Annotated in this window: 32 protein-coding genes and 1 pseudogene; 8 read left to right on the top strand and 25 right to left on the bottom strand. The window is 69.3% G+C overall.

All coding sequences use genetic code 11. From position 1 onward, the window contains the following. Positions 1 to 3: 3 nt before the first annotated feature. From B116_RS0113385 to B116_RS0113375, 3 genes are read right to left on the bottom strand one after another with little or no spacing between them, the layout of a single operon-like run. The gene (locus B116_RS0113385; protein WP_018219647.1) at positions 4 to 336 is read right to left on the bottom strand and encodes a small basic family protein; all 333 of its coding nucleotides are present in this window, start codon (positions 334 to 336) and stop codon (positions 4 to 6) included. Continuing rightward, positions 333 to 1,256, bottom strand: a complete 924-nt coding sequence (locus B116_RS0113380; RefSeq protein ID WP_027660372.1) for a DUF881 domain-containing protein — start codon at positions 1,254 to 1,256, stop codon at positions 333 to 335. Before B116_RS0113380 ends, B116_RS0113385 begins: the two co-directional genes overlap by 4 nt. Continuing rightward, positions 1,253 to 1,849, bottom strand: coding sequence for a CDP-alcohol phosphatidyltransferase family protein (locus B116_RS0113375; RefSeq protein ID WP_018720320.1), 597 nt, complete (start codon positions 1,847 to 1,849; stop codon positions 1,253 to 1,255). The genes B116_RS0113380 and B116_RS0113375 overlap by 4 nt, the downstream gene beginning before the upstream one ends. A 364-nt stretch (positions 1,850 to 2,213) precedes the next feature. On the opposite strand from B116_RS0113375, the gene B116_RS0113370 reads away from it, so the two are divergent. Together B116_RS0113370 and B116_RS0113365 are read left to right on the top strand one after the other, a co-directional pair. After that, positions 2,214 to 3,095, top strand: coding sequence for a universal stress protein (locus B116_RS0113370; protein WP_026321370.1), 882 nt, complete (start codon positions 2,214 to 2,216; stop codon positions 3,093 to 3,095). A gap of 139 nt (positions 3,096 to 3,234) precedes the next feature. After that, complete coding sequence (locus B116_RS0113365; protein ID WP_018720318.1) at positions 3,235 to 3,702, top strand: hypothetical protein; 468 nt, start codon at positions 3,235 to 3,237, stop codon at positions 3,700 to 3,702. 51 nt (positions 3,703 to 3,753) lie between these two features. Here B116_RS0113365 and B116_RS26665 read toward each other — a convergent pair whose 3' ends face one another. Beyond that, positions 3,754 to 3,948, bottom strand: coding sequence for a hypothetical protein (locus tag B116_RS26665; protein ID WP_080671614.1), 195 nt, complete (start codon positions 3,946 to 3,948; stop codon positions 3,754 to 3,756). 118 nt (positions 3,949 to 4,066) lie between these two features. Between B116_RS26665 and B116_RS0113360 the strand changes: the two genes are divergently transcribed. Continuing rightward, positions 4,067 to 4,717 carry a hypothetical protein gene (locus tag B116_RS0113360; RefSeq protein WP_027660371.1) on the top strand — a complete coding sequence of 217 codons (651 nt, stop codon included), beginning with the start codon at positions 4,067 to 4,069 and terminating at the stop codon, positions 4,715 to 4,717. A 4-nt stretch (positions 4,718 to 4,721) separates the two neighbouring features. On the opposite strand, the gene B116_RS0113355 is transcribed toward B116_RS0113360, so the two are convergent. The 3 genes from B116_RS0113355 to B116_RS0113345 form a co-directional block, all read right to left on the bottom strand. After that, positions 4,722 to 4,880 carry a hypothetical protein gene (locus B116_RS0113355; protein ID WP_018720316.1) on the bottom strand — a complete coding sequence of 53 codons (159 nt, stop codon included), beginning with the start codon at positions 4,878 to 4,880 and terminating at the stop codon, positions 4,722 to 4,724. 92 nt (positions 4,881 to 4,972) lie between these two features. After that, positions 4,973 to 5,170 (bottom strand): hypothetical protein, encoded by a 198-nt coding sequence (locus tag B116_RS0113350; RefSeq protein WP_018215551.1) that lies wholly within the window; start codon positions 5,168 to 5,170, stop codon positions 4,973 to 4,975. 505 nt (positions 5,171 to 5,675) lie between these two features. Next, positions 5,676 to 6,824: a geranylgeranyl reductase family protein gene (locus tag B116_RS0113345; RefSeq protein WP_027660370.1), complete on the bottom strand. Its 1,149-nt coding sequence runs from the start codon at positions 6,822 to 6,824 to the stop codon at positions 5,676 to 5,678. A gap of 251 nt (positions 6,825 to 7,075) precedes the next feature. Here B116_RS0113345 and B116_RS0113340 point away from each other — a divergent pair, with 251 nt between their 5' ends. The 3 genes from B116_RS0113340 (at position 7,076) to B116_RS0113330 (ending at position 10,522) form a co-directional block, all read left to right on the top strand. Beyond that, positions 7,076 to 7,312: a hypothetical protein gene (locus B116_RS0113340; RefSeq protein ID WP_018720314.1), complete on the top strand. Its 237-nt coding sequence runs from the start codon at positions 7,076 to 7,078 to the stop codon at positions 7,310 to 7,312. Positions 7,313 to 7,348: 36 nt separating this feature from the next. Further along, complete coding sequence (locus B116_RS0113335; protein ID WP_018720313.1) at positions 7,349 to 8,800, top strand: MFS transporter; 1,452 nt, start codon at positions 7,349 to 7,351, stop codon at positions 8,798 to 8,800. A gap of 99 nt (positions 8,801 to 8,899) precedes the next feature. Beyond that, positions 8,900 to 10,522 (top strand): alkaline phosphatase D family protein, encoded by a 1,623-nt coding sequence (locus B116_RS0113330; RefSeq protein ID WP_027660369.1) that lies wholly within the window; start codon positions 8,900 to 8,902, stop codon positions 10,520 to 10,522. 45 nt (positions 10,523 to 10,567) lie between these two features. Here the strand turns inward: B116_RS0113330 and B116_RS0113325 are convergent, their stop codons facing one another. Beyond that, the gene (locus B116_RS0113325) at positions 10,568 to 11,320 is read right to left on the bottom strand and encodes a hypothetical protein (RefSeq protein WP_018720311.1); all 753 of its coding nucleotides are present in this window, start codon (positions 11,318 to 11,320) and stop codon (positions 10,568 to 10,570) included. A gap of 446 nt (positions 11,321 to 11,766) precedes the next feature. Between B116_RS0113325 and B116_RS0113320 the strand changes: the two genes are divergently transcribed. Continuing rightward, entirely contained in the window at positions 11,767 to 12,162 is a 396-nt protein-coding gene (locus tag B116_RS0113320; RefSeq protein ID WP_027660368.1) for a hypothetical protein, read from the top strand. Positions 12,163 to 12,181: 19 nt separating this feature from the next. On the opposite strand, the gene B116_RS0113315 is transcribed toward B116_RS0113320, so the two are convergent. Genes B116_RS0113315 through B116_RS0113305 form a run of 3 tightly spaced genes read right to left on the bottom strand, consistent with a single transcriptional unit; the run spans position 12,182 to position 15,316 of the window. Then, positions 12,182 to 12,892: a hypothetical protein gene (locus B116_RS0113315; RefSeq protein ID WP_223874572.1), complete on the bottom strand. Its 711-nt coding sequence runs from the start codon at positions 12,890 to 12,892 to the stop codon at positions 12,182 to 12,184. Next, positions 12,889 to 13,839 (bottom strand): SDR family NAD(P)-dependent oxidoreductase, encoded by a 951-nt coding sequence (locus B116_RS0113310; protein WP_027660366.1) that lies wholly within the window; start codon positions 13,837 to 13,839, stop codon positions 12,889 to 12,891. The genes B116_RS0113315 and B116_RS0113310 overlap by 4 nt, the downstream gene beginning before the upstream one ends. Continuing rightward, a complete protein-coding gene (locus B116_RS0113305) occupies positions 13,832 to 15,316 on the bottom strand; it encodes a flavin-containing monooxygenase (RefSeq protein WP_027660365.1) in 1,485 nt (494 codons plus the stop codon). Before B116_RS0113305 ends, B116_RS0113310 begins: the two co-directional genes overlap by 8 nt. A gap of 116 nt (positions 15,317 to 15,432) precedes the next feature. Between B116_RS0113305 and B116_RS0113300 the strand changes: the two genes are divergently transcribed. Further along, on the top strand, positions 15,433 to 15,873 hold the full coding sequence (locus tag B116_RS0113300) for an archease (protein WP_033667619.1): 441 nt from the start codon (positions 15,433 to 15,435) through the stop codon (positions 15,871 to 15,873). A 40-nt stretch (positions 15,874 to 15,913) separates the two neighbouring features. On the opposite strand, the gene B116_RS0113295 is transcribed toward B116_RS0113300, so the two are convergent. The 14 genes and pseudogenes from B116_RS0113295 to B116_RS28000 form a co-directional block, all read right to left on the bottom strand. After that, a complete protein-coding gene (locus B116_RS0113295) occupies positions 15,914 to 17,332 on the bottom strand; it encodes an RtcB family protein (protein WP_027660363.1) in 1,419 nt (472 codons plus the stop codon). Between the two features lie 28 nt (positions 17,333 to 17,360). Next, a complete protein-coding gene (locus tag B116_RS0113290; protein WP_018720303.1) occupies positions 17,361 to 17,963 on the bottom strand; it encodes a GNAT family N-acetyltransferase in 603 nt (200 codons plus the stop codon). Positions 17,964 to 18,144: 181 nt separating this feature from the next. Continuing rightward, the gene (locus B116_RS0113285; RefSeq protein ID WP_027660362.1) at positions 18,145 to 18,873 is read right to left on the bottom strand and encodes a coenzyme F420-0:L-glutamate ligase; all 729 of its coding nucleotides are present in this window, start codon (positions 18,871 to 18,873) and stop codon (positions 18,145 to 18,147) included. Between the two features lie 99 nt (positions 18,874 to 18,972). After that, a complete protein-coding gene (locus B116_RS0113280; protein ID WP_027660361.1) occupies positions 18,973 to 19,542 on the bottom strand; it encodes a kinase in 570 nt (189 codons plus the stop codon). Positions 19,543 to 19,557: 15 nt separating this feature from the next. Then, entirely contained in the window at positions 19,558 to 20,220 is a 663-nt protein-coding gene (locus B116_RS0113275; protein ID WP_027660360.1) for a pentapeptide repeat-containing protein, read from the bottom strand. A gap of 58 nt (positions 20,221 to 20,278) precedes the next feature. After that, positions 20,279 to 20,461, bottom strand: a complete 183-nt coding sequence (amcA, locus tag B116_RS0113270) for a multiple cyclophane-containing RiPP AmcA (protein ID WP_027660359.1) — start codon at positions 20,459 to 20,461, stop codon at positions 20,279 to 20,281. After that, positions 20,458 to 20,965, bottom strand: a pseudogene (locus B116_RS25100) (cyclophane-forming radical SAM peptide maturase AmcB); the annotation flags it as partial. The pseudogene B116_RS25100 and the gene amcA, both read right to left, overlap by 4 nt. Before the next feature lie 58 nt (positions 20,966 to 21,023). Further along, positions 21,024 to 21,344 (bottom strand): hypothetical protein, encoded by a 321-nt coding sequence (locus tag B116_RS0113260; RefSeq protein WP_027660357.1) that lies wholly within the window; start codon positions 21,342 to 21,344, stop codon positions 21,024 to 21,026. 96 nt (positions 21,345 to 21,440) lie between these two features. After that, positions 21,441 to 22,325: a phosphotransferase gene (locus B116_RS0113255; RefSeq protein WP_027660356.1), complete on the bottom strand. Its 885-nt coding sequence runs from the start codon at positions 22,323 to 22,325 to the stop codon at positions 21,441 to 21,443. Between the two features lie 7 nt (positions 22,326 to 22,332). Then, positions 22,333 to 22,734, bottom strand: a complete 402-nt coding sequence (locus B116_RS28290) for a hypothetical protein (protein ID WP_027660355.1) — start codon at positions 22,732 to 22,734, stop codon at positions 22,333 to 22,335. Further along, on the bottom strand, positions 22,667 to 23,476 hold the full coding sequence (locus tag B116_RS25095; RefSeq protein ID WP_223874571.1) for a hypothetical protein: 810 nt from the start codon (positions 23,474 to 23,476) through the stop codon (positions 22,667 to 22,669). The genes B116_RS28290 and B116_RS25095 overlap by 68 nt, the downstream gene beginning before the upstream one ends. Positions 23,477 to 23,749: 273 nt before the next feature. Next, positions 23,750 to 24,388, bottom strand: coding sequence for a hypothetical protein (locus B116_RS0113245; protein WP_223874570.1), 639 nt, complete (start codon positions 24,386 to 24,388; stop codon positions 23,750 to 23,752). Between the two features lie 98 nt (positions 24,389 to 24,486). Continuing rightward, the gene (locus B116_RS0113240; RefSeq protein ID WP_027660353.1) at positions 24,487 to 25,167 is read right to left on the bottom strand and encodes a YdcF family protein; all 681 of its coding nucleotides are present in this window, start codon (positions 25,165 to 25,167) and stop codon (positions 24,487 to 24,489) included. Positions 25,168 to 25,341: 174 nt separating this feature from the next. After that, positions 25,342 to 25,905: a hypothetical protein gene (locus B116_RS28000; RefSeq protein ID WP_027660352.1), complete on the bottom strand. Its 564-nt coding sequence runs from the start codon at positions 25,903 to 25,905 to the stop codon at positions 25,342 to 25,344. Positions 25,906 to 26,030 lie beyond the last annotated feature (125 nt).

Raw genomic sequence — 26,030 nt, 5'->3', positions numbered from 1 at the left:
AACCTACGCCCGGAACAGGTGCCGACGGATCGCCGCCACATTCCCGAAGATTCGAACCCCCAGCACCACCACCACACCCGTGGAAAGCTGGCTACCCACCCCCAGCTGGTCCCCCACGTACACGATCAGACCAGCCACCAACACGTTGGAGATGAACGACACCACGAACTGCTTGTCATCAAAGATCCGATCCAGCTTCGCCCGCACGCCACCGAACACCGCGTCCAACGCTGCCACCACGGCAATCGGCAGATACGGCTGCAACGCCCCCGGCACCGTTGGATCGAGCCACAGCCCGAGCAGCACGCCCGCAAGTAGCGCCAACGCGGCAATCATCGACTACCTCCGAAATCGGGAGCCGTCGGCGAACCCGACGCCCCGGGACTGACCGGCCGCCCCGATGGCGTCGGACTAGCCGGTGGCTGCGCGTACTGTAGTCGTGGGTCCGGCGCGGCGGGCAGTGCCAGGTCATCGGCGTCCCGCACCTCGAACGCCACCCCCGTATCCGCCGCTACCTGCTGCATCGTCGCCGCGATCCGGGTCTGCGCGAACCGCTCCCGCAACTCGTCCGAGCCGATGGCCGACACCTCATACGGTCCCGTCACCGGCCGAAAGTCGACCAGAATCGCCTGCCCTGCCGACCGAATCGTGGACGTTGCCGTCAACCGCTGCCCGTTGATCGAGATCGCCTCCGCCCCCGATGCCCACAGCCCGTTCGCGACCCCCTGTAGGTCCAGGTAAATCACCCGCGGTGGTCCCAAAGCCGGATCCGACACGATCTGCTGGTCCGGCGGAGCATCGGCCAACCGCACCACCACACCGTCCCCACTCACCCGGCCCAAACCGGTGCCCGCCTCCAGCTCATGCAGCTGCTCCGCCTCGGTGCCGAGCGCAGCAGCCCGCTGCCGGGCCACCTCCACCCGCAATTCGTCGGCCCGCTCAGACAGCTGGTCGGTCTCGCTCTCCCGCTGCTCGATCTGCGCCACCAGACCCTCCCGGGCCTGTTGGCGCCCCGGCGCTGCCGCCACGGTCTGCCGGTACGCCACCGCGAACAGAAGTCCGAGCACCACAAGGACGATGAGGCTCACTGCCCGGACTGATCGGCGCCACCTCACCGCCGCCCCCAGTTGGCGGCGGGCGGCCGCGTCGGCGTACCCCGGATCGAGTGGATTGCGGAACAGCTCGGTAAGGAAGTCCGGCGCGTACGTCCGCCCGGTCGGCTCCCGGCTCTCCGGTCGCAGCTGCGAATCGGTCATCGTGCCCTCGCTGCCCGCACCAGTCGCCCGGCCTGCACCACGTACATCGCGCCAGCGACCCAGTACAAGGTCAGGCCCCACCAGGCCAGGCTCCAACCAACCGCGCTGGTGACTGTTGTGGGCGCCGCCTTCGCCAACAACAGGACTGGGAACGCGGCCAACAACAGAAACGTCGCCGTCTTGCCCACATAGTGCACCGGCGGCGGCCCGTATCCGTAGCGACGTAACGTGCCGAGGGAGCCCAACAGCAGCACTTCACGGGCGAGCAGCGCCGCCGTGAACTGCCACGGCACCACCTCACGAACGGTGAACGCGACCAGCGTGGCCAGGATGTAGAGGCGGTCCACGAACGGATCAAGTAGTTCGCCCAGCCGGCTCACCTGCCGCAGTCGCCGGGCGACCCAGCCGTCCACCCAGTCGGTGGTGCCGCCAACCGCCAGCACCGCGATCGCGGCGACATCGGCGCGGGCCACCAGGAGTAAGTAGAGGAACACCGGAACACCGAGCAACCGGACGAAACTGATCACGTTCGGCAGCGTGAAGACCTGGTCGGAGGCCTGCGGAGTGCCAACTCGAGCCGGCCGCTGCGACACCGAACCTCCTCCACTGCGCGCTTCGGCGCCCGACCCACACCTGCCAGCCGCACTGCCGGGTCGGCAGGCACTGGCACTGCGACCCCAGCGCGGGACCGACCCTCTGGACGCGGCCCGTGATCTCAGATGATCGCGGGCCGGGCAAGTTGCGCTGCCACTATATCCGCACCGTCACGGCGTCGATGTGCTGTGTCAGGGCGGATTACGTGTGATGTCTGAGTGTGTGGTGACACACATTGTCTAATGCAGCCTAGGATACTAGGGTTAATTTTCATCCCGGTGGCAGCCCCAGCCGGGGCGAACACCACCGGTTACGGCTCCCCGGCCACCCCACGGCCGCGATACTGACCGCGGGGGTGACGGAGTGAACTCGTCGAATGGCGCCGCGGTAGTAGTCGGCGTGGACGGGTCCGAGCAGGCACGGCGGGCCGTACGCCTCGCGGCCGCCGAGGCCGCCCGCCGCAACCGGATGCTGCGGATCGTCCACGGCTTCATCTGGCCACTCCTGCGCGTACCGCTGGGAGCACCGCCCGGCGGACCGCCCGGATCCGGCCTCCGCCACCAGGCGGAGCAGCTGGTCGCCGAAGCGGTCGCCGAAGCGGAAGCGACCGCGCCCGGCCTCCGCGTCTCCGGTGAAATCATCGACGGCGAGGCCGCCGCCGTACTGGTCGGCGAAGCGCAGAACGCCGTGCTGATCGTGTTAGGTGACCGGGGTATGGGCGGGTTCGCGGCCCTGGTCATCGGTTCGGTCGCGGTACAGGTCGCCACCCACGCCGACTGCCCGGTCCTGGTCGTCCGCGGCACGGACCGCACCGCAGGGCCGGTGATCGTCGGGGTGGACGGATCCGCGGTGTCCCCTCCCGCCGTCGAATTCGCTGCCGAGCAGGCGTCCCTGCGCGGCAGCGACCTCGTGGCGATCCACGCCTACCTGCACCCGGTCGCCAGCGAACCCGGCGACATGCAGCCTCTCGTCTACGACGAGGAGAAGTTGCGCCACGAGGAACGCCGAATTCTCGCCGAGTCCATCGCCGGGCTGGCCGAGCGGTGGCCGGATCTCACCGTCCACCAACGAACTGTCCGTGGGCGGCCGGCGCCGATCCTCACTGAAGCGTCCCAGCAGGCCCAGCTACTGGTGGTCGGCGGACATGGACGCGGTGCACTCACCGGCCTGCTGCTGGGCTCGGTCAGCCAGTCCGCACTGCACCACGCCGACTGCCCCGTCGCGGTTGTCCGCGCTCCCGCCTGATCCGCTTGCCGCGGTTGGTCACCACCCGGACGGGTAGACGGCCGGCAGATAACACTGCTGCGCACAACCGAGGAGGCGCCCAGATGCCAGCACCACAGCCAGGGAACCACGCGTACGGCCAGCACGGCGGCGACCCGATATGAGAGGCGGAGCCCTAGCCGACGGGGCGATCGCCGGCGCGGCCGGCACCACCGCCCTCAACGTCGTCACCTATCTCGACATGACTCTGCGAGCCCGACCAGCGAGTACCACCCCAGAACGCAGCGCCGGCCGGGTCGCCGAGGTGACCCACCTCAACCTCGGCCCCGAGCCCCAGGCGAGCAACCGTCGCTCGGGGCTCGGCCCGCTACTCGGCTACGGCATCGGAATCGCTGCCGGTGTCGGCTTCGCCCTGCTGACCCGTGGCCGACCAATGCCGCTGGCCCTGGCCAGTGGGCTGCTCGGCGGCGGGGTGATGACCGCCTCCGGCGGCTCGTACGCCGTCTTCGGAGTCAGCGATCCACGAACCTGGAGCCGTGGGGACTGGCTGTCCGACCTCATCCCACACCTGGCTTACGGCCTAGTCGCCGCGGCGACCTGGAATCGCCTCCGCGTGCCACATGTGTGAGGCGTACCGGCCGCGCCGCCCGCCCTTCCATCGCAGGGCGGGCGGCACCGATCAGCTGTCGTCCTCAGCAACCGGCTCGCCCGGGGGCCCATAGCCGGAGACCTGGCCCCGGGGCACCGGACGTCCCCGGTCACCCTGCGACGAGCCGCGGTTACGGGGATGACCCGTCGGACCGGGTCCCTTGGTGTCCTGCACGTTCGAGCCCCGGGCACTACGCCGAACTTCCTGCTGCTGCGGGTTCGTCACCGCTGTCTCCTTCCCGCTGAGCGGCGGCGCACACGGCGGCGCCTCCACCCCCGGATACCCGCCAACGTCACCGGACATGCAACGGGCTAATCCGGCCTACGTCGGGTACCCCCCGCCGGTGGGAGACAGCCAGAAGACAGCGCGGGTGCTGCTAGAGCGACAAGGACAGACCTACACCGAGGAGGCCGGGATCCGGTTGGCCGACCGGCCCGGCCCGCTCTACCAGCTGTTGGTGCTCACCACCCTGCTGAGCACGCGAATCCGCGCCGGCGTTGCGGTGGCCGCCGCCCGGGAACTCTTCGCCGCCGGCTACCGCACGCCGTCGGCGATGGAGGCGGCGACCTGGCAGGACCGGGTTGACGCGCTCGGGCGCGGGCACTACCGGCGCTACGACGAGCGGACCGCCACGATGCTCGGCACGGGCGCACGACTCTGCCTGGATCGGTGGCAGGGCGACCTGCGCCGGCTACACCACACCGCGCAGGGCCAGCCAGCGCAGCTGCGCCGCTTGCTCACCGCTTTTCCGGGCATCGGGCCCACCGGCGCGGACATCTTCCTCCGCGAGGCCCAGGCGGTCTGGCCGGACCTACGTCCCTTCGCCGACCGACGCACCCTTACCGGTGCCGAGAGGTTGGGCCTGCCGCAGACTCCGCAACGGCTGGCCGGCCTGGTGGCGGAGGCGGAATTCGGCCGCTTCGCCTCCGCCCTGGTGCGGGTCGCGCTCGGCGAGGAATCCGCTGGTGCGGTGACGCGGGAGGCGCGCCGGTGAACGGTCACTTCGTTGCGTCGCCACGGGGCCGGGTGAGGTGCCACACCAGCAGCGCCGCGAGCACGGCAAGCACGATCAGGCCGGCGGTGACGCCCTCGCCGTCCGGCTGATCCCGGCCAGTCGTACCGAAGTAGATGACTGCCAGCCCGGTCAACACCGCCACGGCGGTTCGTACTCCTCGGTCCCTCACAATCGGTGACCCTAGCCAGCACCAGCCGTGAAGGGTGGCAAACTACCTTTTTCCCCTGAACGGGGTCAGTCGACCTCCAGGTCGTCGAGCGAAATCTTGTGACTCATCAGCCAGCGCGCCAATGCCGACATTCCGAACAGCCACAGCGGCGCTGACTCAGTCGTTCCGCTGGTAGCAAAGATCGCGAACCGGAGATCGGGCGCGCGGTAGGCCTCGATCCGCCACCGGTGTTGCCGGTCCCGCCAGATCGCTGAAGGGTCCATGCTCAGACGCTACCGAGCTGGCCCCACGTGCGGGGCCAGCTCAGGGACCCGATCGCAGCACAGCTCCGGCTCCGGCTCCGGCTCCGGCTCCGGCTCCGGCGAGAAGAGCACTGCCCCCGAGGTCTAAGCCTCGGGGGCAGTGTGGGGTGCCGGTGTGCAGGTCGCCTCTCGGCGCGTGGCGCGTGGCGGCTCCAGCCAAACGGTATTCCGCGACGGCTTATTGGTGAGGCCCGGGGACACTGGACACACCGACACCCGTGTCAACAGCGTACCCGCCCCGGACCTTCCTACCGGGGCGGGTGACGACGGCCACTGCCCGTACTGGTACGTGGGACCGCCGTGCAAGTCGAGCGACTCCCCCCGCTGGTTTCGGTGGGTGACAGCACCACCGCTAGAGCATCCTAGGATCCTGGATGGGTAGCGGTAGTCGTGAAGATCGGTAGCGATTCAGCACGGCCCGATGACCTCCTTCAGTTGCTCGCCGATCTCGCGGCGAGCAACTGAGTCAGCGCGGGCGGGCGTTCCTCCACCGGGGCAGCCCCGCCAGCGCTGACAGCGCCAACCGCACCGGCATCCGGGAGAGCAATTCATCGAAGCCAGCCCGCCCCTGGCAGAAGGCGACAAAGGCCCGCCAGCCCGGCGGCGTCGCCAACAGCCCGTGGAACAGCCCCGGCCGACGCGAGAACGTCTCCAGTAGCCGCTGGCCCGCCCGCATCGACGGGACCAACTCCCCGGCAACCGCCGATTCGTACCGGCCCAGCTCATCAGCGGCGACCGCCGCCCCCGCCAACGCACCAGAACGCAGGGCGTAGCTGATCCCCTCCCGGCTCCACGGCTCCAGCAGCCCCGCCGCGTCTCCCACCACCAGAACCCGCCCTCGGCGCAGCGGCGAGTCCTCTTGCCGACACCGGGTCAGGTGCCCGGAATCGTGTGCCGGCTCGATCCCGGCCAGGCCCAGCCGGTCCACGAACGACCGCAAGTAGGCCCGGGTCCGCTCCCCCGACCCCCGCGCCGCAATCACCCCCACCGTCAGCATGTCGTCCTTCGGAAACACCCAGGCGTACGAGCCGGGTAGCGGGCCCCAATCCACCAGCACCCGGCCCTGCCAGCGGGCCCGCTGGGCTGGTGGCACCGGCAACTCCAACTCCAACCCCAGGTCGACCTGCCGGTGTCGCACCCCCACATGCCGTGCGGTCACTCCAGCGGACCCGTCGGCGCCGATCACTGCCCGCGCGGTCACCGTCTCCCCGTCGGCCAGCCGCACGCGGACCCGTTCCGGCTCCGACTCGACCGCGCGGACCGCGACCCGCTGGCGCAGCTTGGCCCCGGCAGCGACCGCCGCGGCCCGTAACCGGTCATCGAACTCGTCCCGACGCACCATCGTCACCAGCGGACCGGCCGCGCTCCGCCGGGTGAACGCCCGCCGCCCATCCAGGGTGAAGGTCACCTGCTCCGCCCGATCATGCGCGGGCACCTCGATCCGGTCCGCCAGTGCGGCCAGCGAGGTGCCGATCAGGCCACCCCCGCAGGTCTTGTAGCGCGGATGCACAGCCCGCTCCAGTACGAGGGTCGACAGACCCGCCCGGGCCGCGACGTCGGCGGCGGACAGGCCAGCCGGGCCCGCACCCACCACCGCAAGATCCCAAACCATCACTGTTGCCAGCCTAGGTCCGACGTCAATGTTCTTGGTCGAGGCGAGGGCGGGTTCCCGCGCCGTTGCGACCGACCCGGCGACCCCGTCTGGGAATGCGGTGACGTGGTGACCGCTCGGCGCAGCTCCCGCCCCGATCGACGAGCGGGCCAGGGCGGGGCGACATACCCGATCGGGGGAGCATCTTCGGTCGCCAGCCGGGTACTTACCGCCCAGGCCAACCGCCCGCAAGGCGGTTTCCGAAGGAGGACGACATGCGGCAGGTGCAACTGTCGGAGCTCGAGGAACGGGTGTACGACGCGGTCGCGGTCCTGGAGTCCCGCGGCCAGGTTCCGTACCCGGATCTGATCGCCGAGGAGACCGGGCTGACCGAGGAGCAACTGATCGCTCCGCTCCACCAACTCACCGAGAAGAACCTGCTGCACCGCGAGGACTCGCCGATGGCCGGCCTGGACTTCGGCCCTCGGTTCTGTGCCCAACAGCTGACGTGAGGCCGCGGCACTCAGCTTCAGGCCGGCAACCTCCGGATGGGTGACGACGACCGCGCCTCCCCCGGTCCACGGGCCTCCCCACCCGGTGGTGACCTGGCCGAGCGACAACGTCGAGGGGCGGCACTCGGTGTTGGTCTGGTCGCCGTCTTCATGACGTTGCTCGACGTAAGCATCGTCAACGTCGCCATCCCATCGATGGATCGGGCACTCGATGTTGCCCCCAGTGACGTGCAGTGGGTCCTCTCCGGCTACACGTTGACGTTCGGGTTGATGCTGGTACCCGCCGGCCGGTTCGGTGACGGGCATGGGCGACGGACCGTGTTCGTGGTCGGCGTCGTGCTGTTCAGCCTCACCAGCGTCGCAGCCGGGCTAGCGCCCACCGCCAACTGGCTGGTCGCTGCCCGCCTGCTCCAAGGTGCCGCCGCCGGCCTGGTCACCCCCCAGGTCACTGGACTGATCCAGGAGCTCTTCCAGAGTTCCGAGCGGGGCCGCCCGTTCGGGCTGCTCGGCGTGACCGTCAGTATCTCCACCGCGGTCGGGCCGTTGCTCGGCGGCCTCCTCATCCACATCGGCGGTGCCGAGCACGGGTGGCGGTGGGTCTTCTTCGTCAACGTGCCGATGGGTATGTTCGCCGCCGTCCTCGGCTGGCGTCTTCTTCCGCACCGCGCCCAGGGCGTTCCCGACCGTCGCCGCTTCGATCCGGTCGGGCTGCTACTGCTCGGCGCGGGTCTCCTGCTTGTCCTGCTACCCCTGGTTCAGCAGCACTGGCAGAGTCCGGAAAGGTGGTTGACGCTCCCGGCCGGCCTGCTGATACTGGCCGCCTTCGCCGGTTGGGAGCGGTGGTACGCCCGCCGCCATGAGCCCCTGTTCGACCCGCGCCTACTCGGCATTCGCTCGTACCGGATCGGGGTCGGAATTGGCCTGTTCTACTTCGGCGGGTTCACATCCATCTTCTTTGTCCTCACGGTGTTCCTACAGAACGGTCTCGGGCACAGCGCACTCGCCGCTGGGCTGGCGAGCACCCCGTTCACGGTGGGATTCGCCATCGCCTCCGTGGTGGGCGGCCGGATCGTCCACCGCGTCGGTCGGCCGCTGGTCGCCTTCGGCCTGGCCACCGTCGCCGTCAGCCTCATCGTCGTGGTCCTCGTCGTCAACCGGGTCCCCCCGGGTGCCACGGTGTCCTGGTGGACCGCCACACCACTGCTGGTGGCGGGGCTCGGCAGCGGCCTGGTGGTAACTCCGAACCAGGCCCTCACTCTCGCCCAGGTGCCGGTGCCGCACGCGGGCAACGGCGCGGGCATGTTGGAAGCCGGCCAGCGCATCGGGTCCGCCGCCGGCATCGCCTCGGTCGGCAGTGTCATCTTCGCGGCCCAGGGGGCCACCGGGGACTGGTCGGTCGCCTTCCACCACGCGATGCTCCTGATCAGCGGAATCGCCGCGCTCGCGCTCTGCCTGGCGCTGACTGACATCGTCCTTGACCGCCGCTGAGCGGAAACGGAAACATTCAACGACACCAACCCGAAGAAGTGGCGGACACGCCGATACGGGGCAGCGACCGGACCCTACCGGCCGGTAGAAACAGTGCCCATGACGAACTCCCTCGACCGTCGCACCCTCCTGCGCATCGCTGGCGCCTCCGCCGGCACAGCCGTTCTCGCCAGCGCCGCCCTCGCCGGCCCGGCCGGGGCCACCGGTAGCGCCTTCCGGCACGGTGTGGCCTCCGGTGACCCGTTGCCCGACGGCATCCTGCTCTGGACCCGCCTCACCCCGACCGAGGAATCCCAGCCGGGCTCGGGCGCCGGCCCGGAGGTGACTGTGACCTGGCAGGTGGCCGCCGACCCGGACTTCGCCACCCTGGCGGCGCAGGGCACCGTCGTTACCGGCCCGGCTCAGGACCACACGGTCAAGGTTGCCGTCAGCGGGCTCGCGCCAGCCACCACATACTGGTTCCGCTTCGGCTATGCCGGCGCTTGGTCGCCCACGGCCCGAACGATGACCGCGCCGGAGGCGGACGCCGACATCGACCGGATCCGGCTAGGCGTGGTGTCGTGTTCGAACTGGGAGGCGGGCTACTTCACCGCCTACCGGCACCTCGCCGAGCGGGGCGACCTGAACTTGGTGGTGCACCTCGGCGACTACCTGTACGAATACGGTACCGGGGAGTTCGCCGCCGGGGGCACCGTGGTGCGGTCAGCCCAACCGGCGCACGAAACGCTGACGCTGCAGGACTACCGCGTCCGGCACGCGCTTTACAAGAGCGACCCCGATCTGCAGGCCCTGCACGCGTCGGTGCCGTGGGCGATCACCTGGGACGACCACGAGGTCGCCAACGACCAGTGGTCGGGCGGCGCGGAGAACCACACCCCCGGCGCCGAGGGCAGCTTCCCCGGTCGGGTGGCGGCGGCACGCCAGGCGTACGCGGAGTGGATGCCGGTGCGCACCGGGGCGGACGGTGCGATCTATCGGCGGTTGCGCTTCGGCCGGCTCGCCGATCTGTCCATGCTGGACCTGCGGACGTACCGGTCCGAGCAGGCATCGGGTCTGGCCGTTGACGACCCGGAGCGGACGATCACCGGCGAGGCGCAGATGGCCTGGCTGAAGGCGGGCCTGGCCACCTCGGACGCCCAGTGGAAGCTGGTCGGCAACCCGGTCATGATCTCCCGGCTGGACGTGGGCGCCCTCCCCTCCTGGCTGCTCGGGCCGCTGGGCACGTTGCTCGGCATCCCACAGAACGGCGCAGTGCTCAACACCGACCAGTGGGACGGCTATAACGCCGACCGCAACGAGCTGATTGACCACCTGTTGGCGACCAACACCCGAGACGTGGTCTTCCTGACCGGCGACATCCACACCTCGTGGGCGAACGAGCTGACCACGCAGTCGACCGGGCTGACCAACCCGGCTGCCGCGGAGTTCGTGGTGCCGTCGGTGACCAGTGACAACATCAACGACTTCCTGGGATTGCGGGAAGGCAACGTGCTCAGTGATCTGGCGTCGGGCCTGATCCGCTCGACCAACCCGCACGTGCGCTGGACCGAGCTCGACGGGCACGGCTACGGGGTACTGGAGGTGACGCCGCAGCAGTGCCGGATGGACTGGTTCCACCTGGTTGACCGGACCCAGAGCAGCACCGACAGCCGCTTTGTGACGGGCTGGTCGGTGACCGCCGGCTCGTCGCGGCTGCGCCAGGAGAGCGCGCCCCTGAGCTGACCTGAGAGCCGGCCGTTGCCCCGCGGGGCAACGGCCGGCCGGTTGTCACCAGAGCTCGGCGACGAGCTCCGCTGCCTGCTCTTCCCACTGCGCGTAGTGGAACGGATACGCGGAAACCTGCACGGTCTGTGCCGCGGTCGTCAGCGGCAGCTCCTGCCAGCCGTTGACGTTCTTGAGCGCCTCGAAGAACGCCGTCGCGGCGTACTGCGGGTCGGTGATCTGCTGCGGCGTGCCCCACCCGGTCGACGGGCGCTGCTGGAACAGGCCCTGCGAGTCGTGGTCGTTGTAGCTGCCCAGGTGGCCGAGGTTGTACAGCTTCGACTCCTGCAGCGCGGTCGCCACGCCGATGACCGCACCCCGCTCGCCGACCCCGGTCGCCTTGGCGACCTCGATGATCTCCTTAGCGTTCGCGCGCTGGGCGTTGTCGACCTGAATGTAGGACTGGGCGCCCTGCACACCGTAGGGGATCAGCTGTTCCCGCATGGGCGAGTCGGTGTCGCTCGCCGCAGGCTCGGAGGTCCGGTCCGGGTCGGTTGACTCCGTCGGCTCCGGCTCAGAATCCGAATCTGACTCAGGGTCCGCGGCCTGCTTGCCGGTGGCCAGTTCAATGGCGGCTACGGCGCCCGCATCCGGGCCACTGGTCACTGACGCCGCAGCGGTGGTCGGCGCGAACGCGAGACCTCCGATCGCGGCTACGCCAGCCACGCTCAGGACCAGCTTGCGGTTCGGCTCGGTTGAGAGCCATTGGTACGGGGTCTTCGCGATGGCCGGGAGCCATCGGGTGAAGTGATCCTTCACGATGTGCCCTTTCGGTCAGGCGAAGCGCTCCGGGTGAGCACTCCTCGGGGAACCGCCACGCGGGTTTGGTTCCGGCGGCACCGGGGACACAACCCGATTGCCATGTCCGACATTCCGGGACCGCCCCGGACGGGAGCAGCTGCGGCCCAGGTCACAGGCGATCGGCGGCCTTCCGGCGACCACAAACCGGACAAGAGACGCTGACAGCACACTACGGAACACGAAAGCGGCGCACCTGGATCGCGGACGCCCACAGCTCGGTTCGGCTGCTGGGCTACCAGTTCTCTCCGCGCATCGCCGATATCGGCGGCACCCGGATTCTGGCGCGCTGACGCGCCCGGCCAGGGCATCGGAAAGGATGGGCTGGGACTACCGTCCCGCTAACACCTGACGACTGACGCCGGCGTAGGCGTGGGTGTGACGAGAAGTCGTTTACGCTGACGACCATGATCGAGAGGCCTACGCGGGGTTGGCGGCGTGCGGTGCGTACTCAGGAGGCGGCCGTTGCCGCCGGAGGTTTGGATCCGGTGGAGGCGTATGCCGCTAAGCTGTGGCCGGCGGACTTCACGGCGGCGGTCGACGCCGTCCTGGAGGTGTACGAGCATGACGCTGCGGCACTGGACCCGCTGGCCGACGAGGCGGTTTGGGCGGTCGTTGAACGGGTTGTGCTGGGATTGAACGCCGCAGATGAGAGTCATGGCGCTATCGAGACCGGGGAGCGCGAAGAACTCGCCGAGTACATCGACGCCGTTCTGACGGGGGCCGGTGTGGATGTCGCTGCCCTTACCGCCCGCCGCGGCCTCAGCCGCGGCGAGCTGACTGACTCCTGGCGAGACTGGTGACCGTCAGCGTGCTGGCGACTCACTCGGTGTCGCCGAGCAGCCGACGGGCCGTCTCTAGGGCATCAGCGCGAACGCGGCCAGTGTCCCGCACGTTGGTGTCCGATATGAAAGCCTTGATCGTGTCCAGGTGCTCGGGCTGCAAACCACGACTGGCGAGGGGTGCGATCAGCAGCGCGCGGCCGGTCGCGACGAGTTCGTCATATACCGGTCCGCTGGTGGGATTTGCGTCGTCGTCGGTCCAGATCAGCCGATGGCCCTGGTCCAGGACGGCATGCGCGGCGGCGAGTTTGGCCACGGGGGCCGCGCTGTGACTGATCGGCTCGGTCCAAGCGCGTTCCAGCCGTGGCAGGACAAACAAGCGTTCGACCTGGTCAGCGTCGGCGCACCAGGTGGAGCACCAGCGGAGGGTGACGCTTTCGGCGTTGTGCAGGGCCCGGATGTGGGTGATTAGGGCCGGCGCCCAGCGCAGCCGGTAGGGGTGACCGGCGCCGTAGGCGGTGCCGTTGCGGGGTGCGGCGCTCCAGCCCGGTCGGGTGGCGTTGAGGACACCATCGACGTCGAGCAGCCAGACCGGCCGATTCATTGATCTTCCTCGACATTCCAACGCCCGTCGTCGCCACCGCGTTCGGCTACCACCACGCGACTCGCTCAGCGCGCAGAGACCGGCCAGCAGGCCCGCGACCAGCAGGATCCAGTGCCGCCCGTCGGCGTGCCGGGCGGTGGCGGTCACCCAAGGTCGTCCGCCGGAGGCGACGCCGGCGGCTGGTCGGCCGGCTGCGGTACCGACGGTTGGTCGGCCAGCTGCGACGCCGGAACAGCCCCGGTGGTCAGCCGACGAGTCGGCGCATCGGCGGTCTGGTTGAGCCCGACCCGCAGCAGCCGCCCGTACGAGCCCGGCGCGATCCGGGCGATCAGGTCGGGCAGCTTCGCCGACCAGCCGATGAGCACCCGGGGCCGGCGGCGTTCCACCCCCCGCAGAATCACCTCGGCGGCCCGGGCGGGTGGGATGCTGAGCAGACGATCGAACTGCCGCCGGCCCACCTCGTAGTCGTCTCGGTTGACGCCGCTGCCGATCCGTGCGTTCTCGGTGATCCGGGTGGCGATCCCGCCCGGGTGCACGGAGGTGACACCGATGCCATCGGCGATCAATTCGTGGCGCAGTACCTCGGTGAAACCACGGACGGCGAACTTGGTCGCCGAGTAGGCGGCCTGCCCGGGCGGGGCGATCAGCCCAAACAGGCTGGAGACGTTTACCAGGTGGGACCCAGGTTCCGCCTTCAGAGCGGGCAGCAACGCGTGGGTAAGCTGCACGACCGCACGGAAGTTGATGTCGACCACCCACTGGAACTCATCCAGGGTCACCTGGTCGAACCGACCGCCCAGCGCCACGCCGGCATTGTTGACCAGCAGCCGGACCCGGGGATGGCGAACACGGACCTGCTCAGCTGCCCCCGCCGTGGCCGCCGCGTCAGCGAGGTCCACGACGACCGGGTCCACCCGCCGGTCGGGGTACGAGGTGCGGACCGCGCCCACCACGGTGGCCAAGCGCTCGGCGTCGCGATCGAGCAGGACCAGGTCACTGCCGCGCGCCGCCAGGCCGTGGGCGAGGGCGGCCCCGATCCCGCTGGCCGCGCCCGTGACCACAGCGGTCGCGCAGCGGTAGTCAAACCTACGCATGGGCGGGGCTCCGCTCCGGCTTGCCCGCCCGAGAAAACCGGACGCCCTCGTCGGTGAGTCGGCCGTACCGCATCTGCAACAGGTCCCGCGGGTAGGTCTGGGGCGTGCGCCAGGGAGCGCGGGCCCCTTGGCGGGGCAGGGCGGCGAGGCCGCGCAGCACGTAGCCGGCGGTCAGGTCAAGGAGGGGAAGCCGTTCGTCGTCGGTCGGTGGCACCGGGGTGACGACCTGCTGTCCGGTGCGGTCGAGGTGGGTGAGGAGCCGACACACGTACCTCGCGACCAGGTCGGCCCGGAGCGTCCAGGAGGCGTTGACGTATCCGATGGTCATCGCGAAGTTCGGAACGCCCGAGAGCATCATCCCCTTGTAGGTGACCGTGTTGGCGAGGTTGACCGCCGCACCGTCAACGGTGAGCCGGGCATCGCCCAGCGCAAGCAACTCCAGGCCGGTGGCGGTGACGACCACGTCTGCTGCCAGCTCCTCGCCGGAGGCCAGCCGGAGACCGGACTCGGTGAAGGTATCGATGGTGTCGGTGACGATCGAGGCCCGCCCCGCCCCGATCGCGTGGAACAGGTCCCCGTCGGGAACCACGCAGAGGCGCTGGTCCCATGGGTCGTAGCGGGGCGAGAAGTGTCGGTCGAGGTCGTACCCGGCCGGGAGGCGGCCCCGCACGGCCCGCCGCAGCAGACTCCGGACCAGGTTGGGGGCCCGCCGGCTGAGCTGGTAGCTCACCGTGAGCCGCAGGATGTTCTTCCAGCGGATGACCGGGTAGACCATCCGCTGCGGCAGCACCCGGCGCAGCGCGGCGGCGGCCACATCCCGCGCCGGCAGCGCCAGGATGTAGGTGGGTGAGCGTTGCAGCATCGTCACGTGGGCGGCTTGCTCGGCCAGCGCGGGCACCAGGGTCACCGCGGTCGCACCGCTGCCGATGACCACCACCCGCTGGCCGGTGTGGTCGAGGTCGGCGGGCCAGTGCTGCGGGTGCACGATCCGGCCGGCGAATCGTTCCGCCCCGGGCAGTTGGGGCGTGTAACCCCGGTCGTATCGGTAGTAGCCGGCGCAGGTGTGGAGGAACGAACAGGTGACGACGACCTCCTCGCCGGTGTCACGGCGGGCGTGCACCGTCCACCGGGCGGTACGGCTGTCCCAGTCGGCGCGGACGACCCGGTGCTGAAAGCGGATGTGCTCGGTGACGTCGTACTCACGGGCGGTCTCCTGGACGTAGTCCCGAATGGACGGGCCGTCGGCGAGGGCCGTGGGGTCGCTCCATGGTCGGAATGAGTAGCCGAGCGTAAACATATCCGAATCCGACCGGATGCCCGGATAACGAAACAGATCCCAGGTGCCGCCGATCGCGCCACGCGCCTCGAAAACGGCGTACGTCTTCTCGGGACAGTGCCGGATCAGATGACAGGCCGCGCCGATGCCGGAGAGACCGGCACCAACAATGAGCACGTCAACGTGGTCGGTCGTGGCCATAGCGTCTCCCGTAAACAAGCCCGTGCACCGGACCCTATCGAGCACCATCGACGCGTTTCAACAGTCCCCGGAAGTCCATCGCGACGAACCGGGTCCGGAGCAGGCGATCGTAGCGGATGATCAGGGGCGTGAAACCACGACCCGAACGCGGCCACCGCTGCCTGCCGCACACCGCCGACGTACGCATCGAGGCGTGGGCACCGACGCGGGAGGAGTGCGTGGCCGAGGCGGTCAACGCCCTGGTGGACACCTTCGTCGACCCGGGCCCGGCGCAACCCACCGCCGAACGGGTGTACCACGCCCCCGCCGTCGAGGACGCAGACCTCCTGGTGAACGTCCTCGAGGAGGTGATCTTCCGGATGGAGACCAGGGGCGAACTGCCACTGCGTACCGAGGTTCGTGACGACGGCGCCGACGGGCTGCACGTACGCTGGCAGACCACCGACGCCGACGCGGTGGAGCTGATCGGCGCCGTACCGAAAGCCATCTCCCTGCACGAACTGCGCTTCGGCCCCGACGGTCCCCGCTGGTCCTGCGCGCTCACCGTGGACGTGTGAGCCGACACCACCGGCAGATCCGCGCGGCCCGCCCGGAGCATCAGCCCTTGACGACACCGATCGGCACCAACCGGGCGACCTTCCGGCACAGCCCGGCGCCCTCGGTGGCCTCGATCACGGCGTCGATGTCCTTGTACGCCGCCGGCATCTCCTCGGCCAGGCCACGCCGAGAAGCACCGCGTACGGCGATGTTCTGCGCGACGAGCTGCTCACGCGGATCCTGGCCGCGCTCGGCCCGCACCGCCTGCTTCCGGCTACGTACCCGCCCGGCCCCGTGACAGCTGGAGGCGAAGGCCGGGGCACCGGAAACCCCGGTCAGTACGTAGGAGGCGGTCCCCATCGACCCGGGGATGAGTACGGGCTGCCCGACCTCAGCCAGCTCCGCCGGCAGGTCCGGGTGTCCCGGAGGCAGCGCTCGGGTGGCACCCTTGCGATGCACACAGAGCGAACGCCGCTCGCCATCCACCCCGTGGGTCTCGATCTTCGCCTGGTTGTGTGAGACGTCGTAGACCAGGTCGAGACTCGCCCCGGTGACCCGACGAAAGACCAGCCGGCTCACGTGAGTGAGCAGCTGACGATTCGCCCGGGCATAGTTGGCGGCGGCGGCCATCGCGCCGAGGTAGGCCTGCCCCTCCGGTGACGAGACCGGGGCGCAGGCGAGCTGCCGGTCCGGCACCTCGATGCCGTAGCGGCGCATCGCCTTCTCCATCCGACGCACATAGTCGGCGCAGATCTGGTGCCCCAGCCCGCGCGAACCACAATGGATCATCACGCAGACCTGGCCGGGCCGCAGGCCGAAGACCTCCGCGACGCGCTGGTCATACACCTGGGTGACGGCCTGCACCTCGAGGAAGTGGTTGCCCGAGCCGAGGCTGCCCACCTGCTTCGCGCCGCGCTCGATCGCCCGTTCCCCGACCGCCTCCGGGTCGGCGTCACCCAGCGCACCCTGGTCCTCGCAGCGTTCCAGGTCCCGCTCGACGCCGAAGCCGCGCTGCACCGCGTACCGCGACCCGTCGCGCAGCACCCCGTCCACGTCCGAGCGGCCCGACAGGTGCCACGCCGCGCCGCGCCCCGCCCCCCGCGGCGTCCCCTCAGCCAGCCCATCCATGACCGCGTCGAGTCGGGGACGAAGCCCCGCCAGATCGAGGTCGGCCGCGAGCAGCCGAACACCGCACGAGATGTCGAAGCCCACCCCGCCCGGAGACACCACCCCGCCCGCCGCCACATCGGTGGCGGCCACCCCGCCAATCGGAAAACCGTAGCCCAGATGCACATCCGGCATGGCGAACGAGGCATCGACGATGCCGGGCAGTGTGGCGACGGCTGCGACCTGCTCCAACGACCCGTCCGCGCCGATCTCGGACAGCAGCGCCTCGGCCGCGAACACCACTCCGGGAACCCGCATCGGGTCCCGCCGGTCAATCCGGAAACGGTACGGCGACTCCTCGACCAGGTCCACCCGCGCGACCTACCCGGTCCGGTGCGGCCTACACGCTGAGCGGCGGACGACGCATCGCCCACACCCGCGGCCCCCCGCCCGGCACGGTCACCTCCCCGGTCACCTCGAACCCGAACCGCCGATAGAACCGCAGATTCGCCGAGGCGGACGTCTCCAGCGTCGCCGGCAGGCCGGCCCGGTCCGCCTCGGCCAGCCCGGGGCGCAGCAGTCGCGAGCCGACTCCCCCGCCCTGGCCGGTCGGGCGCACCCCCACCGTGGCCAGCAGGAGTGCCGGCTCCGCCCCCCGCAGCGGGGCACAGGCCGCCTCGGCGGCGAGCATGGCCGAATGCCGGTCCCCGGCATACTCCGCGTTCCCCGCGGCCACGTCGGCCCAGACCTCGTCGGGCACCGGCTGGTCCGATCGCAGCCACACCGCCACCGCCTGCGGGCGGCCGTGGGCGTCCAGCGCCGCCCAGACATCCCCGTACGGCAGACCAACCGTAGTCAGGGTGACCGCGAAGAGGTTCGCCAGCCGTTCCCGATGCCGATCCGCGCCGACGGTCCACGCGGTCCAGGAATAGCCGTCAAACGCCTCGGCCAGCACCCCGGCCGCCGCCTCGACCTGCTCCGGCCCGATCCGCCGTACCTCCACGAACGTCCTCCCCATCCGTCCCGATCCGAACGGCGATCCTCGCATCACCGCAGCATCCGCCGCCGGGAATATTCGCGTCTCCCGGAAGCTCGCCAGCCCCGGACCCCCGAGCCGCTCAGCCAGTGCGGGAGGTCAGGGGCCGGGTGGCCGATGTTCCCGGCGACGCCCGTGAGCAGCAGCCTCACGGCCGGCGTTGAAGCATCGACACCACGCCCGCATCACTGCTCTCGTAGGCGACGCCGCGCAGGACGGCGACCGGGGCCCCACGACCCCGCTGCCCGAGGATTATCCCGGCCGCCGCGGCGATCAGGTCGGTGACAGTCTCCTCCTGCCGCTTACCGCCGTACTCCGTCACACGCAAAGGCCCCACACCCGCCGCGCCGATCGAGATGACAGTCGCCCCACGCCGGTCGGCACGACCGTCGGAGTCCGCGACCACCACCGCCACCTCCGCGCCCGCGTGAGCGATCAACGCATCCCGCAGGGCGCGAGCGGAGGCGTCTGGATCCACCGGCAACAGCCACGCGCCCTGCGGGCCGGCCCGGTCGATCCCGGCGGAGGTGAGCTGGAAGCCGAGCCGGTGCCGCGCGATGATCGGGCCCTTGTCGGTGGCCAGAAAATCGCTGTCACTGGAATCCAAGATCAGCTGCACGACCTCGGCAGGCTTGCCCGTGCGAGCGGACAACTCCAGCGCCTCCGGGCCAACGACGACATTGGCCAGGTCGACGTACCGCTTCTCCGCGACACTCACGGCCTTGGAAGCCACCACCACCACATCCCCGTCCTGCAACTCGATGCCAGTACAGGCCAAAACGCCGGTGATAGCGCCCGCCAGATCCGCACCAGGCTGGAGCTCGGGAAAGGGTTCCAGCGCGAAAGCGGAGAAACCAGAAGTCGGGACAGCAGTCATCATCGGGCTCCTGCGGGAGTGAGGACAGCGGTGCACCGGCGGGCGTGTCCGGCGGCGAGCCTCGCTACAACGGCGGAACCCTTGGCCGGCTGGGCTGCACTATGGGAATGGAGCGTGTGGAAGTAGGTCATCGTCGCGTCTGGTCTGGGGAAGATGGGCGGCAGCGGCGATGGCCTCGACGGCATCGTTCAGTCCCGTGGTTTCGGGCAGGACGAGTTCGCCGGGCCAGCCCAGGACGTCATGGGCGACGTACCAGCCGCTCATCTGCTCGGCGGTGAACTCGCTGGCCTGCGGGCGCGTGAGATGACGGCGCAGCGTCTCGGCCAAGGACACGTCGAGGTAGCAGAACAGCGACCGGCCACTGTGGCCGCCTCGCAGGGCCGTCAGCATGCTGCGGTAGCGGCTGGCGTGCATGATGCCCTCCAGCACCACGTGGTAGCCGTGGTCCAGGGCGAACCGAACGGTCTGCCCGATCAACGCCGGTGCCGCGCCGCCGGGCTTGTCCCGCTCGCGCAGCAGGATGCGACGCAGGTAGTCCTGCTCGACCAAAGCGCAGCCCCGGCCGTGCCGGCGGCGTAGCTTCCGGGCAATGCTGCTCTTACCCGAGCCGGAGTTACCCCGCACGCAAACAAGGATCGTGGCCGGGCTGCCAGTAGCTTCAGCGGGCACGATGCCTCCTCGGCTTCAGTCGCTGCGGACGGTCAGATTGACGGCGGCGATGGCCAGCCGGGTGAAGTCAGGAAGTTGATCCTCACCGAGGGTGACGCCGCGCAGGTTGTCCAACGGCGTCCTGAGCCCGTGGAGGCGGCTTCCGCGAAGATCGGCACCGTCGAGGTGGCAGGCTTCCAACTCCAGATCGACAAGGTCACAGGAGCGCAGCACGATACGCGGCAGCCGACAAAAAGACCACTCGCCGTTGCTGAGAGTGCAGTCGGTGAACGCGACCGAGCCGACGGCGGCGACGCGCTGGAGGGTGGCGTAGTCGAGGCGGCAGCCGTCGAAGAGGACATCCTTGAGACGTACGTCGGTGAACCTGGTGCCGGTGAAGCGGGAGCCGGTGATCGCGCATCGTTCGATGGTGATGCCGGTCAGCGTCGCGCCGGAGAAGTCGGTGCGGGTGACCTCGCAGCCGAAAAGGCTCCCCGCCTCCCAGGTGCTCTCGCCCAGGTCCACGCCGGCGAGCAGGCTGCTGCGGATGCTGACATCCGCAAGCTGCGCACCGCGCCACGCCGCACCCTCGACCAATGCCTCGGTCAGATCGTCGTCCAGGTCCGTCGTGGCATCAAGGTCATCCGGATCGAGGTCCGGCAGCAAGACCTGCACCTCGCCGACTGTGGTGGTACGCATGTGTCCTCAACCTATGCAGGCGCGGGATGGGCACGCCCCCGCGCCTCCCGTAGTAGGGCTACTTTCTCTTGTTCCAGTTGTCCCAGCCGGGCCGGCTGTCGAATCTTCCTCGGTTTTCCCAGGTGGGGCGGTTGTCGAACTTCGCCGCATCGATAGACGCTATCGACCGCTGCGGGTCGACGCCGAGGCGGGCTGGTTGCTCGGGTGCGGCGTTGACGAGGACCGCGAGAGCACTGGTCATGGCGCTTCTCCTTGAGGGGTGAGCTGGTTCGCGGCGGCGCGGACCAGAGCCTGTCGCGTGGTTCGGCAGTAGGTGGTCTCGCGGGCGGTGAACGTCGCGTGCTCGAAGTAGCGGTTGCCGGCCTGGGCACCACGGCAGAAGTCGTAGAAGGCGCAGTGGTCGGCACAGTCGTTGAGGGCCGTGACGAACTCGGCGACGTAGCCCAGGTAGCCGGCGCCGGCGAGCATGCCGGTGATGGGTTGCTGGAGGACGTTGCCGGCGATGAAGTCGCCGTATCGCGGCTCGGTGATGCCGAGCGACTCCGGTGACAGCAGTACCAATAGTCAGCCAGCCGGTCCACGTCGCGGATCCGCAGCGGGCTGCCACCGACACGACGTGCGATGAGACGCTGCCAAAACCGGTACGCGGTACCCTCCGACACCAGCGGTCGGTCGGTGCCTCCTGCTCCTCGATGTTGAAGCCCACCGACTCGCAGCCGGGCAGGCCGGTGAAGAAGTCGACAAGGTGTGGAAGCTGCCGGCGATCGCGGGCTGACCGGTGGCGTTGATCAGGCCGATGCCGTTCACGAGGCGGCCTCCTCGATGCTGACGGCTGTGGTGGTACTGACGCGGTAGGCGGGAGTGCGGCGGGCCGGCCAGCCGAGGAACCGGTCGAACATGTCGGCGGCGCTGCCCGTGACGCTCGGGTTGAGCCGGTGTAGGTCGTCGATCGCATCGTGCAGGCAGCCGGCCAGGTAGAGGAACAGGCTCACCGGAGCGTCCCGGTACTCGGCCAGGAGCGCGAGCCTCGCCGCGCCGCAGGGCCATGGCTGCCCGCACCGGCGGCACAGCCATAGTGGCCGCATCGGCACGTGCGGCCGGGAGTGCTCGTTAGGGGCCGTCATACCGACCACCACGGCAGCACCAGCGGACGCAACCGTTGATGTGCCAGGGGCACAGGCGTACCGATCTCCGCGTAGAAACCCCGGTCGCTGCTCATCTCAGAGGATGTGCCAGCGGCGGAGTTCCGGCCCGCCGTGGGCGAGTCCTGCAATCCGGTGGTGCACCTCGTCGGCGGCGTCGGTTCCGGGCCGGGACTTGCGGGCGTTGGTGGCGATCATCTGCAGTTCGCGAAGCTGGCACAGCTCCTCGAACCCCGGCCAGCATGTGGCGTCCCAGCCGTAGGCGGCGGTGAAGCCGGCGAACGCCTCGGGACCGGACGGATCGAACCGGCGGCAGTGGACAACGACCGTGGCGATATCCCACTCGCGGGGCCCAAGGGCGGCGCCGTCCCAGTCGGCGAGTACGGGCGTGCCGTCAAAACGCCGGAGCGCGTTGCGGATCTGCGGATCTGACTGGATCAGGCTCGCGCCACGGGGAAACCGCATCGCCTCCCAACCAGCGGCCAGCGTCTCGAGCCGGCCCAGCAGCAAATCCTGTTCCTTGCCGTTCAGGATCTCCGAACGGGTCACGGATCGCTCGATGCCATGGATCGGCCGCAGCACGGGCAATGGCACCGGTGGAGCAGGCAGGGCGTGCAGATCCCGGAGAAGGCTGCCGAGTTCGGCTACGGTGATCGGGTCGTCGTGTGCCGGGTTCAGACGCTGCCAAACCGTAACGGCATGCCCGCCCACCTCCAACGGCTGGGACAGGCCCGGGTGAAGGCCGACTGTGGGGAAATCTCGCTCTACCAGCCAGTCGACCACGGCCACTATTGCGCGCACCCGGTTCAGGTCCTGGTCGCCAGGGGCGATCTTGATGACGACGTCCCCGACGGCGTAGACGGCGTTGGTGTGGTGCCGCAACAGAGCCGCGTTCGAGTCTGAGCGGCCGAGGAGACGACATACCTCGGCGAGCACCGGCCGGGTGCGCGCCTCGACGAACATGGGGCTCCTAGGGACCGAGCGCGGCTGTGGTCCCAAGACTACGGGCGCGCTCGCGGCAGGCCCGCACATAGTCCGTCAAGGTGGCGACCTCACCGCGTTGGCTCTCTCCAGCAACCGCCGTGGCCACGTCGGTCGCCCTGGTCAAGATTATCTCCGTCCGCTGCGTCTCGGGCAGGTCCGCCACGGCATCCCGCGCGGTAACCGCCGCCTCGGTCGCCCGCCGGTCCCGCGCGAGACACATCGACCGGTCCAGGGCGATGAGCGCCACGTCGATCGGTACGGCCGGAGCCGTGCCATAGAGCCGCAATGCCTCGTTCTGAACCCGGTACGCCTCCACCATGTCACTGAGCCAGGTGTACGCGCCGGAGAGGTAGAGCAACAGCCGCTTCGCCGGGAATCTGAACGCCACGTCGGTGTCCTCGTCGCCAGCCTGATCGAACAGCCGGCGTGCCTGCTCGACGGCCGACCGCGCCTGCTCGGTGGCACCGATTCTGGCCAGGGCACGCGCCCGGCCCGCAGCCGCCAGGGCACCCGACGACGATCGCCAGCAGCGCCGCCATCCCGGACAGCCGGGCCTGAACCGCCGCCGGCTGGCGCCGAAGCGACAGCACCTGCACCTCTCGGCAGTCGGTGGCAAGCAGCGCCAGCATCGTCTGCGGCGAAGCCGAGGGATAGACCCGCAGGTGCTCGCCAGCGCTTTGCTCGATCAGCTCAAGCTGCCGCGGGGCGACACTCGACGCCGCCAGAGCCTCGTCCAGTCCCAGGCGGAGTCTGACCAGACGTCCGGCCTCGCTGCTCCCCACACGGGCAGGCGATTGATCCGCTCCACCGGCCCCGGTCTCGATGCTGACGTCGCGTGGCGTAGTGCTGTCCTCGTCGCGGCCGAGCCCCATGACCGGACGCGGAATGTGAAGCCCCACGGCGATCCGTTCCAGCACCTCGTACGCCGTGACCTGCCGGACGCCTTTAGCGATCTCAGTAGCACGGTGAGGCGAGAGGCCTACGAGAGCGGCGATCCTGCCGTAGGACACGCCTCGGGCGTGAACGAAGCGGAAGATCGCAGTGATGTCGTGCCGCTGAAGAAGCTCGCTTATCGGTCGGCCGTTCCACAGCCCCGAACTCCACCACTCGGGATCCACCTGCGCGGCCACGATCACCTCCGATCGGACGACGACCGCCTGACAGCACAACGCATCCGCGCCATCACATCAAGTCATTGGCGGTCGAGTCGACAGCCCAACCAGAGTCGACGCGCGGGGTGGCATCCGGAAGACCCACGATGAGCCCTCAGCGTGTCCCCTCCTGGGATCAGCGCAGGCTCCCGGAGCGCCATGACCTGTCCAGCCCGAGCCTTGGTCGCCGGCCTGGGCCGGAAGCGAGTGAATGCAGATAAGGGAAGTGCTCTTTCAAATAATTTTCAATGGTCAGCGAGCAAGCAAGTCCAGCGGTGCCGTGATGGCGAGGCTCTGGTCGACTGCCTTAACCAGGGCCGTCCCTCGCTGGCCGAGTCCAGCCCGGGCGGCCCATTTGGCGAGGGCGTCCAGGAAGCCGACGAGGTCCCGTTGTACCCGCATCAGCAGCAGTGCCAGTGCACCACTCGGAAGGTCGACGCGGCGGTCTGCCCAGTGGCCGCGATGACGATTCGAGCCACCGTCCTGCCACACCCGCAGATCGTCACCGACCACCTCGACCTCTGGGCCCGGATCATGTCCCAACCATGGCGAACCGCCGGTGAACAGCTGCGCCCATTCCCGCCAGTCCGCCAACTCACTGCAACAACCCGGCACTACGGTCGTCCCGGTCCGGGTGTCACCCACCTGCACACCACCGGCAACGATCAGCAACTCCTCGGCCAACAGCGCGTCCACGACACAATTCCGGCCGCCAGGAGACGCCACATCGATCCGATTCGCCAAGGCCGCAACGAACAACCCGATCTGCCTGTCAGCGCAATCGGCGTTGAGCACCAACCACGAGCCAGGCGCCAGCGGCTCCACCGGCCACGGTGGAGCCGCCCTGGTGTCGAACATCGGCACCTCGATGACCGCCTGCATCGTGATCATCACGTCATTCAAGCCGACGTTTCCAGCACCCGACAACGGCATATCCGTCGCCTGCTACGTTCACCGCTGCCGCCGTGCCTGGACATGCCAGACGCGGCTCAGATCAGCCGGCTCGTGTAACCGGCCGCCACCAGGCGCTCGAACGCTGCCTGCACCTCGTCCGGCATCTCCTGCCGGATCGCGAACCCGCGCTGCGCGTACACCTCGATCCGCTGCGTGTCGCCCACCAGCATGTCCACCACCCGCCGCGCGTCGCCGATGCTACGCACGTAGTCATCCAGGTCGAGTGGGTTCGACGCGCACACCACCTCGACCTCCGGCCACACCAGCCGGCACGTCGCGTAGGCCCGACGCTGCTGGTAGGGCCGCGACATGATCAGCACCGACTCCACCGGGATCCGGCGTTCGGCCAGCAGCACACGGGAGAACTCCAGATTCTCGGCGGTATTCGTGGCACGCGGCTCCACCAGAATCGCTCCCGCCGGTACGCCCTGCTCAACGGCGTACTCGCGGTAGTGCACCGCCTCCCCACGCGGAAACCGCCCAACCGTCGTCGGAGCATTCGCGCCAGTAAACACGATCCTTGGGAACAGGCCCTCGTGGAACAGACGCGTCGCGACGACCGCCACCCCAAGATCATGACTGCCCAACCCGATCCCCACATCACACGAACGCAACTCATGACGCAGGTCGTGGTAGCGCCACAGCGTCACCACGTCCGCCCGAACAGCGTCAGGAATCATCTCGGCAGACGCTGCCGCACGCCGGTTCATCAGCACCTACCAGCGTGGTGGTACACATGTGTCCTCAACCTATGCCGGCGCGGGATGGGCACGCCCCGCGCCTGCCGTAGTAGGGCTATTTTCTCTTATGGGCACAAAGGTGGCCAGCGCCTCGGCGGTGACCTTGGTATCGATTGTTGCCAGGTTGAATGGCATGAAGACGGAGGAGCGTCAGGCGGGGACGATCTCGCCTTGGGCCAGCTCGAGGTTCGGGAACTCGTATCGTTCCCGCATGGCAGCGGTCAGGCCCGCGATCGTTTGGTCCACCATGACCAGGACGCCGGACCCGTCGACGCGGGGTGCCACCGCTGCGACGGCCACTCCTTCGGTTTGCCAGTACGGGATGTCTTTCTTGATGCTGTCCGACACCTCGTTGAGCACGGTGCGTGGATGTTGCGCGTCGACGAAGGCCAACGGGACGTCCGGGTGCCGGAGGCGCAGACCGGTGTCGAGTTCGTCCACTCGTGGCACGGGCACGCGGTGGATCACCAGCGCTGCTCCATCGACGCTCACACCTGAGTACGAGTTGGTGAGGTAGGTGCGTTCGGCGTCACGGATCAGCAGTTCTCGCGGTGTGTCACCGAGAGCCGTGGAGGGTGTCGTCAGGAGTTCCCGGGTTTGGGCTGGTGTCGGCCCCGCCGGTTGTCCGAGATCGTTGGCTTCGGATCCGGCGCACCCCGTTGTCGCCACCAGGAAGCTGGCTGCTGCGACCAAGCCGATTCGTTGCGTACGCATGGCAAGTTCAGCATAGCCGCGGGCCTGCCGTCGAACTACATCGATGCGCAGCCCGACGGCGAGGCCATCGGGTCAGCTGGTGGCAACCACCGACTCGCAGCCGGACAGGCCGTTGCAGAAGTCGA

This window comes from Salinispora fenicalii (genome assembly GCF_000514815.1).
Lineage (GTDB): Bacteria > Actinomycetota > Actinomycetes > Mycobacteriales > Micromonosporaceae > Micromonospora > Micromonospora fenicalii.
The sequence above is the reverse complement of the archived record's forward strand: the minus strand, read 5'-3'. Positions and strand labels throughout refer to the sequence as shown.

Bases quoted from the DNA above. Each gene is read 5' to 3' on its own strand.
- B116_RS0113385 (WP_018219647.1), bottom strand. From the start codon at position 336: ATGATTGCCGCGTTGGCGCTACTTGCGGGCGTGCTGCTCGGGCTGTGG.
- B116_RS0113380 (WP_027660372.1), bottom strand. From the start codon at position 1,256: ATGACCGATTCGCAGCTGCGACCGGAGAGCCGGGAGCCGACCGGGCGG.
- B116_RS0113365 (WP_018720318.1), top strand. From the start codon at position 3,235: ATGAGAGGCGGAGCCCTAGCCGACGGGGCGATCGCCGGCGCGGCCGGC.
- B116_RS0113350 (WP_018215551.1), bottom strand. From the start codon at position 5,170: ATGGACCCTTCAGCGATCTGGCGGGACCGGCAACACCGGTGGCGGATC.
- B116_RS0113340 (WP_018720314.1), top strand. From the start codon at position 7,076: ATGCGGCAGGTGCAACTGTCGGAGCTCGAGGAACGGGTGTACGACGCG.
- B116_RS0113335 (WP_018720313.1), top strand. From the start codon at position 7,349: ATGGGTGACGACGACCGCGCCTCCCCCGGTCCACGGGCCTCCCCACCC.
- B116_RS0113330 (WP_027660369.1), top strand. From the start codon at position 8,900: ATGACGAACTCCCTCGACCGTCGCACCCTCCTGCGCATCGCTGGCGCC.
- B116_RS0113320 (WP_027660368.1), top strand. From the start codon at position 11,767: ATGATCGAGAGGCCTACGCGGGGTTGGCGGCGTGCGGTGCGTACTCAG.
- B116_RS0113310 (WP_027660366.1), bottom strand. From the start codon at position 13,839: ATGCGTAGGTTTGACTACCGCTGCGCGACCGCTGTGGTCACGGGCGCG.
- B116_RS0113305 (WP_027660365.1), bottom strand. From the start codon at position 15,316: ATGGCCACGACCGACCACGTTGACGTGCTCATTGTTGGTGCCGGTCTC.
- B116_RS0113300 (WP_033667619.1), top strand. From the start codon at position 15,433: ATGATCAGGGGCGTGAAACCACGACCCGAACGCGGCCACCGCTGCCTG.
- B116_RS0113285 (WP_027660362.1), bottom strand. From the start codon at position 18,873: ATGACTGCTGTCCCGACTTCTGGTTTCTCCGCTTTCGCGCTGGAACCC.
- B116_RS0113275 (WP_027660360.1), bottom strand. From the start codon at position 20,220: ATGCGTACCACCACAGTCGGCGAGGTGCAGGTCTTGCTGCCGGACCTC.
- amcA (WP_027660359.1), bottom strand. From the start codon at position 20,461: ATGACCAGTGCTCTCGCGGTCCTCGTCAACGCCGCACCCGAGCAACCA.
- B116_RS0113260 (WP_027660357.1), bottom strand. From the start codon at position 21,344: ATGACGGCCCCTAACGAGCACTCCCGGCCGCACGTGCCGATGCGGCCA.
- B116_RS0113255 (WP_027660356.1), bottom strand. From the start codon at position 22,325: ATGTTCGTCGAGGCGCGCACCCGGCCGGTGCTCGCCGAGGTATGTCGT.
- B116_RS0113245 (WP_223874570.1), bottom strand. From the start codon at position 24,388: ATGATCACGATGCAGGCGGTCATCGAGGTGCCGATGTTCGACACCAGG.
- B116_RS28000 (WP_027660352.1), bottom strand. From the start codon at position 25,905: ATGCGTACGCAACGAATCGGCTTGGTCGCAGCAGCCAGCTTCCTGGTG.